Below are 10,994 nucleotides of genomic sequence, written 5' to 3'. Positions count from 1 at the left end.
GCAGGTAGACGGGGCCGCCGACCCGCTCACCAAGGGCGCGTGGGTCGCGCTGGTCGGCGGCCCCGTCTACCTGCTGGTCACCGTCATCCTCGACTGGGAGGTCCCCGGCTGGGCCGCGTTCCTCGCGGTCGCGGCGTTCATCGGCGGCTTCGTGACGCTCGTCCTGCGGATGGGCGACGAGCCCCGCGACGGCGACGACGGCGCGGTCGTCTAGCCCCTCACCCCGGCCCGGCCAGGGTGATCGCGCGGTTCGGGCAGGCGTCCGCGGCGCGGCGCGCGGACGCCAGCCGCTCGGGCGGCGGCGCGGCGTCCAGCAGCACCACCAGGCCCTCGTCCTCGTCCTGGTCGAACAGGTCGGGGGCGTTGTAGGCGCACTGGCCCGCGCCCCGGCAGGCGTCGCGGTCGACGCTCAGCCGGCCCGCGGCCGCCCCGCTCACGCCCCCTCCCCCGACCACGTCACCGGCAGGGCGTGCACGCCGTACACGACGGAGTCGCGGAACGCGAGCTCCTCGGGCGCGCAGGCCAGGGCGAGGCCGGGGAGGCGCTCCAGCATCCGGGCGAACGCGATCTCCATCTCGACCCGGGCGAGGGTCTGGCCGATGCACTGGTGCGGCCCGAACCCGAACGCGACGTGGTGGCCGGCGGGCGGGACGGGTCGAACGCGCCGGGGTCGGCGAACGCGCCCGGGTCGCGGTCGGCCGCCGCCAGCGCCACGACGACGCCCTCCCCCGCCGCGATCGTCACGCCGCCCACCTCGACGGGTTCGCGCGCCACGCGCTGCGTGCCGCGGTGGACGATCGTCAGGTACCGCAGCAGTTCCTCCACCGCGGGACGGACGAGCGCGGGGTCCGCGCGGAGCCGCGCGAGCTCGGCCGGGTGCCGCAGCAGCGCGTACGTCCCGAGCCCGATCATGTTGGCGGTCGTCTCGTGCCCGGCGAGCAGCAGCAGCCGCGCCATCGCGACCGCCTCCTCGTGCCCGAGCTCCCCGGCGCGGACCCGTCCGGCGACCCGTCCCAGCAGGTCGTCGGTCGGTTCACGCTCCTTGTCGGCGACGAGCCGGTCCAGGTAGGCGGCGAGATCGGCGAACGCCGCGACCGCCGCGCCGCCGCCGGTGTCCAGCCGGAGCGACTCGGCGCTGCGCTCCTGGAAGAAGTCGTGGTCGCGGTAGGGCACGCCGAGGAGCCGGCAGATCACCAGGGACGGCAGCGGCAGCGCGAACGCCGCGACGAGGTCGGCGGGCGGCCCCTGCCCGACCATCGCGTCCAGCAGCGCGTCGACGGTCTCGGCGATCCCCGGGCGCATGAGGTTGACGCGCCGGACCGTGAACTCCGCGGTCAGCGTGCGGCGCAGCCGCGCGTGCTCGGGGTCGTCCATCCGCAGGAACGACAGCGCGCCGGGCACCGCGGGCAGCGGCAGCAGGTTCGGGAAGTTCGGCCGGGTGTCGTCGGCGCTGAGCCGGGGGTCGGCGAGGACGGCCCGCACGTCGGCGAGCCGCGACACCATCCAGTGCTCCGCCCCGTCGGGCGTCCGGACCCGGACCGGCGGCCCGCCGAGCAGCGCCGCGTATTCCGCCGGCGGGTGGAGGGGATCGTCGCGATGGACGGGGAAGGGCACCGCGGGACGTGCCATGGGGGTCCTCCGGAATCGTCGGGGCACGTTCACGGTAACGGTCCGGTGAATGGCGTCAACCGCGCATTTCGGCGGCACATTATTCATCTTTCCGCCGCCCCCTGCGTTGACCGGCTCCTTCACCGGCGAGGGGGTACGGGGCGAAGAATTCCGGCACCCGCGCCGACCGGTCGTTCATGGCCACCACCTGCGGCGACGCTTTTCGGGTGCGCGGCAACGCATGTTCGTGCCGACGAATTCCACGGCTAATTATGTGTGGCCCGGCGGTAAGTCAGGGCAGGCGGAGATCGGCGACCACCGGGCGGTGGTCGGTGGCGGCGGCGTAGTCCGCGGCGGGCGCCCCCTCGCCCGCGGGGACGCCGCACCCGACGACCTCCAGGTCCGGGTCGGCGAAGACGCCGTCGATGCGCCGGCGCGGGGAGCGGGCGGAGAACGTCGCGGCCTCCCCGGCCGGCGCGACCGCGCGGCCGTCCCGGAGGCGGCCCGCCAGCAGCGACCAGGCGGGGCCGCCGGGCTCCTCGTTGACGTCCCCGGCCAGCACCACCGGCGCCTTGTACCGCTCGCGCGCCCGGTCCAGCAGGTCCAGGATCTCCCGGACGTGCCGGCGGCGCGGCTCCGCCGCCAGGTCGAGATGCGTCGACGCCGCGACGAGCCGGGACCCGCCGACCTCCAGGACCGCGACGGCCAGCCCCCGCCGGTGCAGGTCCGGATCGGGGGTGAGCAGGTGGAACTCGCGGGCCGCCCGGCGGACGTGCGGGGCCGCGAGCACCGCGAGCCCGCACGCGCGGCGGCCCGCCGCGACGGCCGTCCCGCAGTCGCGGGCCAGCCGCCGCCGCTTGCCGCGCCAGCCCCAGAACCGCGGGACCTCCTGCAGGCACAGCACGTCCGGGCGGAGCGCGCGGACGACCCGCGCCACGGCGGCCGGGTCGTCGCGCAGCGACCGGACGTTGTAGCTCATCACGCGCAGGGGCGTCACCGGGCCGCGCCCCCGGCCGTCCCCGGCGTCCCGGTCGTCCCGGTCACGCCGCGCGCCACGGGCCCGTCACGGGGCGGGGGCGGGCACCCGGGCGAGGTCGGCGGCGCCGACGATCCCGGCGGCCGAGCCCAGCTCGGCGATGCGGATGTCGGGCATCGGCCGGTGGCCGCGCCCCGTCAGCGCCTTCGCGAACGACGCGCGGACCGGGTCGAGCAGCAGGTCGCCGGCGTCCGACAGGCCGCCGCCGATGATGAACGCGCCGGGGTCGAGGATGGCGCTGAGGTCCGCCAGGCCCTGCCCGGCCCACTGCGCGACCGTCCGGAAGCACTCCAGCGCCGCCTGGTCGCCCTCCCGCGCCGCCTGCGTCACCTCGGGCCCGCGGATGCCCTCCGGCGTGCCGCCGGCCAGCTCCAGCAGCCGCCCCGCCATCGCGGGCGCCACCCGGGCCAGGTCGCGGGCCTCGTGGACGAGCGCGTTGCCGCTGGCGTACTGCTCCCAGCAGCCGCGGTTGCCGCAGCCGCAGCGCCGCCCGTCCGGGACCACCCGGAAGTGGCCGACCTCGGCGCCGATGCCGAACCGGCCGCGGTACAGCTCGCCGTTCAGGACGACGCCGCCGCCGATGCCGGTGCCGAGCGTGATGAGGACGAGGTGGTCCTCGCCGCGCCCGGCGCCGAAGCGGGCCTCGCCCCAGGCGGTGGCGTTGCCGTCGTTCTCCACCACGACCGGGAGCCCGACGAGGCTCTCCACCTTCTTCTTGATCGGCTCGTCCCGCCAGGCGAGGTTCGGCGCGAACAGCACGGTGGAGCGGGTCTCGTCGACGAAGCCCGCGGTGCCGAGCCCGACCGCGGTGACGTCCGCGTACTTGCCCTTCAGCAGCTCGACGACCTCGGCGATGACCTCGGCGGTCTCCTTGGGGTTGGTCGAGGGCGTCGGCCGCCGGACCTTCTCCAGGATCGTTCCACGGTCGTCGACGACCCCCGCGGCCACCTTCGTTCCGCCCACATCCACGCCGATGGTCAGGGCCATGTACGCATCCTCCTCTTCACGCGTCCCCGCACGGGGCGCGTCCCGCACTGCACGTCAGTCGCCGGAGCCGCCGGTGGCGGCCGACCACGCGTCGCCTTCCGGACGGTCGCGCCGCTCCTCCGACCGCTCAGAGGTACCCGCCGGGCGGCCCGCCGACTCCTGGCGTGGCCGCTTCCGGAACGTATCGGCGTCCCGCTCGGCGCCGCCGCGCGGGCGCCCGTCCCGGGCGCGGTCGGCGGCGGCGATCACGTCGAGGGCGGCCGCCAGCAGCGACTCGCCGGCGTCCCGCAGGTGCCGGGCCGCGTCGCCGCCCGCCTCGCGCCGGATCGCGATGGCCCGGCAGACCGGGCAGTCGCGGCACTCGGGCGCGCCGGTGGCGATGCGCGGCTCCTCCGCGCCGCCGTGCGCGCGGGAGCCGCGCTCGGCGCGCGGCGGTTCGGCGCGCGGCGGTTCGGCGGGCGGGGGTTCGGCGGTCGCCGCCGCCCACGCGTCGCCGGGCTCGGCCGCCTCGGGGCGGTCCGGGTCTTGGTCGGGGGCCGGTTCTTGGTCGGGGGCTCGGTCCCGGGCGTCCGGTCGCCGGGGGGCGCCGAAGATGCCGGCGCGGGACGCGCGCCGCAGCAGCGCGTCGAAGACCCGGCCCGCCTCGTCCAGGATGTCGCCAGGCTGGTCGCTCATGACTCCATCATCCATCCGTCGTCGCGGGGGGAGGGCATCCGGTTCAGCGCTCCACCCGGCTCTTGAGGCCCTTGAGCGCGGTGTCGACGATGCGCTTCTCGGCCTTGCGCTTGACCATCCCGGGCACCCGCACCCGGACGTCCAGCGTCAGGTCGTAGGTGACGCGGGTGCCGCCCGCGTCGTCCGCGAGGGTGTAGGCGCCGTCGAGGCCGGTCACGACCGTCCCCTTGTCCGCCAGCCGCCACGTCACCCGGTCGTCGCCCTCCCAGGTGTAGAGGAGGCCGACGGTGTCGCTGAACGGGCCGCCGTCGAACGTCAGCCGGGCGCGCTCGGCGCGGCCGTCCGCGTCCGTCTCCTCCACCGTGAACTCCCGGACGCCGCTGGCCCACTCCGGGTACGCCTCCAGATCGGCGATGACCGCCATGATCTCGGCCTTGCCCGCCTGGACGGCGAGGGAGGAACTGGTGCGGTCCGCCATCTGCGTTTCCCTTCCGGCTCTGCGTGACGCGGTGCGTTCATTCGGGTGGACGGTGCGCGGACGGCGCGTGAACCCCGTGCGGACGCCCCCGCCAGTATCCTTCACACCGTCAGGACGTACGGCACGCCGCGCGCACGGAAATGACCCACGTTCACGCATTCCGTCCGTCCGATGCGGATGCGGGACGCGAGCGGCTGGTGCACGTGCCCGAAGAGGACGTACCGCGGCTGCGTCCGGTGGATCGCCTCGAGGACCGCCTCGCTGCCCCGCTCGAACCGGCGCGCGACCGTGTCGTACAGCAGGTCGGGGACGGCCGGCGGGATGTGGCAGCACAGCACGTCGACCTCGCCGACGGCCGCGACCTTCGCCGCGAACGCCTCGTCGTCCAGCTCGTAGGGCGTGCGGTACTCGGTGCGCAGCCCGCCGCCGACGAACCCGAACCGCAGGCCGCCGATCTCGGTGGTCTCGCCGTCCAGGACGCGGTGCCCCTCGCGCAGGTGCGGGCCCCACATGCGCGGGACGTCCACGTTCCCGTACGTCAGGTAGGCGGGGGTCGGCATCGCCGCGAACAGCTCGGCGTACTGGCGGTCGACGGCCCGCTCGATGTGCGGCCAGGCGTCGCCCTCCAGGGACGCCCACAGGTCGCGGGAGAACGCCCGCGCCTCGTCGAACCGCTTCCGGGTGCGCAGTTCGATGAAGCGGTCGGCGTTGGCGCGGCCGAACAGGTCGGCGAAGATGCCCTGCGCGTGGTCGGAGTAGTCGACGAACAGGATGAGGTCGCCCAGGCAGATGAGGGCGTCCGCGCCGTCCGCCGCGGTTCGGAGCGCCTCCGCGCGGCCATGGACGTCGCTCACCACGTGGATCCTCATGAACCGACTCTAATGGGGCGAACCCGGACGGAACACACCCCCCGGCCCCGCTCTCCGCGCGGTCCCGCTCCCCCGCCGGCCGGCGGTCTAGCCGCCGGCGGCCGCGGCGACGAGCGAGCGCCACTCGGCGACGAGCGCCGCGTCCACGGGCACGTCCCAGGAGCCGTCCGGGCGGACGGCCGTGCCGACGTGGAACGACGTGATCCCCGCGGCCGCCAGCACCGCGACGTGCTTGCGGCGCAGCCCGCCGCCCGCCATGATCAGCCCGGCCGCGGCGGCGTCCTCGGCGGCGCGCCGCACCAGGACCTCCACGCCCGCGTCGACGCCCCGCGCCGAACCGGCGGTCAGGACCGTGTCGAGGCCGCCGCCGAAGCCGCGGACGGCGCGCCACGCGGCCGCGGGGTCGGCGGCGCGGTCGAGGGCGCGGTGGAACGTCCAGGGCAGCGGGTCCGCGGCCGCGGCGAGCTTCTCCGTCGCGGCGGCGTCGACGTGCCCGAACGCGTCGAGGAAGCCGAGGACGAAGCCGTCCGCGCCCGCCGCGGCGAGCCCGGCGGCGGCGTGCCGGAGCCGGTCCAGCTCGGCGCCGGTGGTCCCGAACCCGGCGTTGGCGCGCAGCATCACCCGCAGCGGCAGGTCGGTGGCGTCCCGGATCGCGGCGAGCTCGTCGGGGTCGGGCGTGAGGCCGTCGGCGGCCATGTCGGCGACGACCTCGAGCCGGTCGGCCCCGCCCTCCTGCGCGGCGCGCGCGTCGGCGGCGGTCAGCGCGATCACTTCGAGCAGCGACATGCGGCTCCCCCGGCCAGGTTCCTGTGAGACCCGACCCAGCGTAGAGGAACCGGCCCGGTCCGCCACGGGACGGCCGCGCTCTTTGCCGTCCGTTGACCGGGTGGCGCACTCACCGGGCGAACGCCTTTGCTACCCGTGGGTATCATGCCGTTCCGGGAAAGCCGGACGGTTTCCCGCAGTACCAAGATCGATCGAGGAGCAGGCCGTGCGCGAGTTCAGCGTCCCCGCGATGGTGGAGGTCCCCGACTCTGCCAACCTGACCGACGCGCCGTTCGACCGGGCGGCCGAGGCCCCCGGCACCATCGTGCTGCGCCGCAAGCGCGGCGACGCGTGGAGCGCCGTCACCGCCGCCGAGTTCGCCGACGAGGTGACCGGCGTCGCGAAGGGCCTGATCGCGGCCGGGATCGAACCCGGCGACCGGGTCGGCCTGCTGTCGAAGACGCGGTACGAGTGGACCGTCCTCGACTACGGCATCTGGGCGGCGGGCGCCGTCGCCGTGCCGATCTACGAGACGTCGTCCGCCGAGCAGATCGAGTGGATCCTCGGCGACTCCGGCGCCAAGGCCGTGTTCGCCGAGACGGCCGCGCACACCGCGGCGATCGAGCAGGTCCGGGACGGGCTCCCGGACCTGACGCATGTCTGGGGCATCGAGGCGGGCGGCGTCGCCGAGGTCACCGAACTGGGCCGGGACGTCGGCGCGGACACGGCGGTCGAGCGGCGGCGCTCGCGCGGCGCGGCGGACGTCGCCACGCTCGTCTACACCTCCGGCACCACCGGGCGCCCGAAGGGCTGCGAGATCACCCACGGGAACCTGGTGCTGACCGCCCGCAACGCCGTCCAGGGCGCGATCTCCGAGGTCGCCGTCGACGGCAGCGCGACGCTGCTGTTCCTGCCGCTCGCGCACGTGTTCGCGCGCCTGATCGAGGTCGCGAGCATCGAGGGCGGGATCGTCCTCGGGCACAGCGACATCCCGAACCTGCTGCCCGACCTCGCCTCGTTCCGGCCGACGTTCCTGCTGGCCGTCCCGCGCGTGTTCGAGAAGGTCTACAACGGCGCCGAGCAGAAGGCGATCGCCGGGGGCAAGGGCAAGATCTTCAAGGCGGCGGCCGACACCGCGATCGCCTACAGCCGGGCGCTGGACGGCGGCGGCCGGCCGGGCCTCGCGCTCAAGGCCCGGCACGCCGTGTTCAACGTGCTCGTCTACGGCAAGCTGCGCGCGGCCGTCGGCGGGCGGGTGGAGTACGCGGTGTCCGGCGGCGCCGCGCTCGGCGAGCGGCTCGGCCACTTCTTCCGCGGCGTCGGCATCACGATCCTCGAGGGCTACGGGCTCACCGAGACGACCGCCCCGGCGGCGGTGAACCGGCCCAGCGCCATCAAGATCGGCACCGTCGGGCAGCCGATCCCGGGCGTGGACGTCCGCATCGCCGAGGACGGCGAGGTCCTGTTCCGCGGCGTCAACGTCATGCACGGCTACTGGAACAACGAGTCGGCCACCAAGGAGGCCCTGGAGGACGGCTGGCTCCACACCGGCGACCTCGGCTCCCTCGACGACGACGGCTTCCTGAAGATCACCGGCCGGAAGAAGGAGATCCTGGTCACCGCCGCGGGCAAGAACGTCGCGCCCGCCCCGCTGGAGGACCGGCTGCGCGCCCACCCGCTGATCAGCCAGTGCCTGGTCGTCGGGGACGGCCGCAAGTTCATCAGCGCGCTCATCACGCTGGACGAGGAGGCGCTCGCCCCCTGGAAGGAGCGGCACGGCAAGCCCGCCGCGATGACCGTGGACGAGCTGCGCCGCGACCCCGAGCTCGTCGCCGAGATCGAGGCCGCGGTCGCCGAGGCCAACCGGTCCGTCAGCCGCGCCGAAGCGATCAAGAAGCACGTGGTGCTGGGCGTCGACTTCACCGAGGAGGCCGGGCACCTCACCCCGAGCCTCAAGGTCAAGCGCAACGTGGTGATGAAGGACTTCTCCGGCGAGATCGACGCGCTCTACGCCTCCTGACCGCTAGCCGCGCAGGTCCGCGACGGCGGCGCCGACCTCCGTCCCGCCGTTGAGCAGGTCGAGGGTGCGGCGCCGCACGCGCGGCTCGTCGAGCAGCGCCACCAGGACGGCGGCGACGTCGTCGCGCGTGACGGCGCCGTGCCCGATCGGCGGCTCCTCCAGGCGCACCAGCCCGGTGCCCGGGTCGTCGGTGAGGCGGCCCGGGCGCAGGATCAGCCAGTCGAGGGCGTCCCGCGCGCGCAGGTCGTCCTCGGCCTCCCCCTTGGCCTTCGCGTAGGCGGCCCACACCTCGCCGCGGGACGGGTCGGTCGGCTCGCCCGCGCCCATCGCCGAGATCTGCAGGAAGTCGCGGACCCCGGCCCGCTCCGCCGCGTCCGCCGCGAGCACCGAGGCGGCCCGGTCGACGGTGTCCTTGCGCGCCGCCCCGCTGCCCGGTCCGGCCCCGGCGGCGAACACGACGGCGTCCGCGCCGTCGAGCAGGCCCGCGACCTCTTCGACGGCCGCCTCCTCCAGGTCGCACACGACCGGCTCCGCCCCGGCCTCCCTCAGGTCGTCCGTGTGGTCCGGGTTGCGGATCAGCCCCCGGACCGTGTCCCCCCGTGCGGCGAGCAGCCGGGACAGCCGCAACGCGATCTGCCCGTGCCCGCCCGCGATCACTACGTCCATGAGGCGATCCTACGGCGGGCCGCGGCGGCGCCCTCAGCCGGACGCGGCGCCGCGGCCCGCCAGCGCCGCGCGGGCGAAGCCCATGACGTGCTCGCGCATCGCCGCGACCGCCTCGGGGGAGTCCGGCTTCACGCCGAGCAGCTCGGCGAGCTGCGGCATCGCCAGCGGCATCATCGCGAGCCCGAGCAGGGACAGCACCGCGCGCCCCACCTCGGGTGACGGCTCCTCCCCCAGCCGCTCCGCGAGCGACGCGGCCTTCCGCTCGCAGCGCTCCGCCCGCCACGGCTGGTCGGGCAGCGCGCCGGAGCGGTCGTACAGCGCCTCCCACATCAGCAGCCGCAGCAGGTCGGGGTGCTCGCGGTAGTGGTCGAACGCCTCGCCGACGTACGCGACCGGATCGTCCCCGAGCTCGGCGTTCATCTCGGCGAACTCGTCGAGCGCGACCTTCATGACGGCGTCGAACAGCTTCTCCTTGCTGCCGAAGTAGCCGTAGATCCGCTCCTTGTTGACGCCGGCGCGGACGGCGATGCGGTCGACGCGCGCACCGGCGATCCCGTGCGCGGCGAACTCCTCGCGGGCGGCGCCGAGCAGCGCGTCCCTGGTGGTGGTCGCGGTGTTCTTCGGCATGGGCGCATCGTACCGAACTCTGCACCAACCGGTTGGTTGACATCCAACCAGTTGGTTGGCTACCGTCCCGGGGCATGTCCTCCCCCCTCGCCACCGCGCCCCCCTCGCCCGCGGCCGACACCGGTCACGCGCCGTTCGGAGCGACCCTGGCGGTCCTCGCGGCCACCGCGCTGCTCGCCACGAGCCAGCTGTACGGGATGATCCCGCTGCTCGACCGCGCCGCGTCCGGCTGGAACGCCGACCCGGCGTCCCTGACCTGGCTCGTCAGCGTGTTCGGGTTCGGGTACGCCGCCGGGTTCCTGCTGTTCGGGCCGCTGTCGGACCGGTTCGGACGGCGCCGCGTCATGGTCGGCGGCGTCGCGGCGACCGCCGTCACCACCGCGCTCGTCGCCGCGGCGCCGTCCGCCGGGATCGGCATCGTGCTCCGCGTCCTGCAGGGCGTCACCATCGGCGCGTTCCCGCCCGTCGCGATGGCCTACGTCGGCGAGCGCGTCGCGCCGCACCGCAGGCTCGTCACCGTCACCGCGATGACCACCGGCTTCCTCGCCGCCGCCGTCGTCGGCCAGCTCGCCGCGCAGGGCCTCGCCGCCGCGTTCGGCTGGCGGGCGTTCTTCCTCGCCGGCGGCGCCGCGTTCGCCGCCGCGGCCTTCGCCCTCTCCCGGATCCTGCTGCCGGACGGCCCGTCCGGCGGAGGCTCGCCCCTCGCCGCCTACCGCACCATGCTGCGGCTGCTGCCCGCCCCCGGCCTGTGGCCGCTGTTCCTCGCCGTCCCCGTCGTGCTCGGACCGTTCGTCGCGATCTACACCGGGCTGCAGCTCACCGGCACCACCGGGCTGCTGGAACTGCGCGCGAGCGCGCTGCCCGTCATCCTCGCGGTCCCGTTCCTCACCGCCCGGCTCGCCCGCGTCCCCGGGCCCGCGCGGGCCGCCGCGGCGCTCGCGCTGGCGGCGGCCGGCGTCGCGCTCGTCGGCCTGCTGGAGCCCGGGACGCTCGGGCTCGCGCTGCTGCTGATGCTCGTCACCGCGGGCACCGCCGTCGCCGCCCCCGGCCTCATCGACATCGTCGTCGCGCGGGCGGGCGCCGCGCGGGCCCCGGCCGTCTCGCTGCACAGCGCGCTGCTGTTCGCGGGCGCCAGCCTCGGGCCGCAGCTCGCCGCGGCGCTGACCGGCCACGGGCTGCGCGCGCTGGGGCTCGTCCTCGCCGCGCTGCTCGCCGCCGGGGCCCTGCTGGTCGCCGCGTCCCGCCGCGGGCCCGCGTGACCCG

At 75.7% G+C, this 10,994-nt stretch carries 12 protein-coding genes and 2 pseudogenes; 3 read left to right on the top strand and 11 right to left on the bottom strand.

Features of this window, described 5'->3' with window-relative positions:
* Positions 1–214, top strand: a pseudogene (locus DMH08_RS22495) (hypothetical protein); the annotation flags it as partial.
* A 4-nt stretch (positions 215–218) separates the two neighbouring features.
* On the opposite strand, the gene DMH08_RS22490 reads toward DMH08_RS22495, so the two are convergent.
* The 9 genes and pseudogenes from DMH08_RS22490 to DMH08_RS22455 form a co-directional block, all read right to left on the bottom strand.
* Positions 219–437 carry a ferredoxin gene (locus tag DMH08_RS22490; protein WP_125617503.1) on the bottom strand — a complete coding sequence of 73 codons (219 nt, stop codon included), beginning with the start codon at positions 435–437 and terminating at the stop codon, positions 219–221.
* Positions 434–601: a hypothetical protein gene (locus DMH08_RS42445; RefSeq protein ID WP_267898566.1), complete on the bottom strand. Its 168-nt coding sequence runs from the start codon at positions 599–601 to the stop codon at positions 434–436. Before DMH08_RS42445 ends, DMH08_RS22490 begins: the two co-directional genes overlap by 4 nt.
* 101 nt (positions 602–702) lie before the next feature.
* Positions 703–1,257 (bottom strand): annotated as a pseudogene (locus DMH08_RS22485) (cytochrome P450); the annotation flags it as partial.
* A 643-nt stretch (positions 1,258–1,900) separates the two neighbouring features.
* On the bottom strand, positions 1,901–2,605 hold the full coding sequence (locus DMH08_RS22480; protein WP_233617741.1) for an endonuclease/exonuclease/phosphatase family protein: 705 nt from the start codon (positions 2,603–2,605) through the stop codon (positions 1,901–1,903).
* 66 nt (positions 2,606–2,671) lie between these two features.
* Positions 2,672–3,631 carry an ROK family glucokinase gene (locus DMH08_RS22475; protein WP_026405726.1) on the bottom strand — a complete coding sequence of 320 codons (960 nt, stop codon included), beginning with the start codon at positions 3,629–3,631 and terminating at the stop codon, positions 2,672–2,674.
* A 54-nt stretch (positions 3,632–3,685) separates the two neighbouring features.
* A complete protein-coding gene (locus DMH08_RS22470; protein WP_125617500.1) occupies positions 3,686–4,306 on the bottom strand; it encodes a hypothetical protein in 621 nt (206 codons plus the stop codon).
* A 43-nt stretch (positions 4,307–4,349) separates the two neighbouring features.
* Positions 4,350–4,784 (bottom strand): SRPBCC family protein, encoded by a 435-nt coding sequence (locus DMH08_RS22465; RefSeq protein ID WP_026405724.1) that lies wholly within the window; start codon positions 4,782–4,784, stop codon positions 4,350–4,352.
* Positions 4,785–4,885: 101 nt separating this feature from the next.
* The gene (locus DMH08_RS22460) at positions 4,886–5,653 is read right to left on the bottom strand and encodes a metallophosphoesterase family protein (protein ID WP_026405723.1); all 768 of its coding nucleotides are present in this window, start codon (positions 5,651–5,653) and stop codon (positions 4,886–4,888) included.
* Between the two features lie 87 nt (positions 5,654–5,740).
* A complete protein-coding gene (locus DMH08_RS22455; protein ID WP_026405722.1) occupies positions 5,741–6,439 on the bottom strand; it encodes a copper homeostasis protein CutC in 699 nt (232 codons plus the stop codon).
* A 205-nt stretch (positions 6,440–6,644) separates the two neighbouring features.
* Between DMH08_RS22455 and DMH08_RS22450 the strand changes: the two genes are divergently transcribed.
* Entirely contained in the window at positions 6,645–8,438 is a 1,794-nt protein-coding gene (locus DMH08_RS22450; RefSeq protein ID WP_199747946.1) for an AMP-dependent synthetase/ligase, read from the top strand.
* Positions 8,439–8,441: 3 nt separating this feature from the next.
* Here the strand turns inward: DMH08_RS22450 and DMH08_RS22445 are convergent, their stop codons facing one another.
* Positions 8,442–9,104, bottom strand: coding sequence for an NAD(P)H-binding protein (locus tag DMH08_RS22445; RefSeq protein ID WP_125617498.1), 663 nt, complete (start codon positions 9,102–9,104; stop codon positions 8,442–8,444).
* 33 nt (positions 9,105–9,137) lie between these two features.
* Positions 9,138–9,731, bottom strand: a complete 594-nt coding sequence (locus DMH08_RS22440) for a TetR/AcrR family transcriptional regulator (protein WP_026405719.1) — start codon at positions 9,729–9,731, stop codon at positions 9,138–9,140.
* 74 nt (positions 9,732–9,805) lie between these two features.
* Here DMH08_RS22440 and DMH08_RS22435 point away from each other — a divergent pair, with 74 nt between their 5' ends.
* Positions 9,806–10,990, top strand: a complete 1,185-nt coding sequence (locus tag DMH08_RS22435; protein WP_125617496.1) for an MFS transporter — start codon at positions 9,806–9,808, stop codon at positions 10,988–10,990.
* Positions 10,991–10,994: the final 4 nt, after the last annotated feature.

Origin of the sequence: Actinomadura sp. WAC 06369, assembly GCF_003947565.1 — a bacterium.
GTDB lineage: Bacteria > Actinomycetota > Actinomycetes > Streptosporangiales > Streptosporangiaceae > Spirillospora > Spirillospora rifamycini.
The sequence above is the reverse complement of the archived record's forward strand: the minus strand, read 5'-3'. Positions and strand labels throughout refer to the sequence as shown.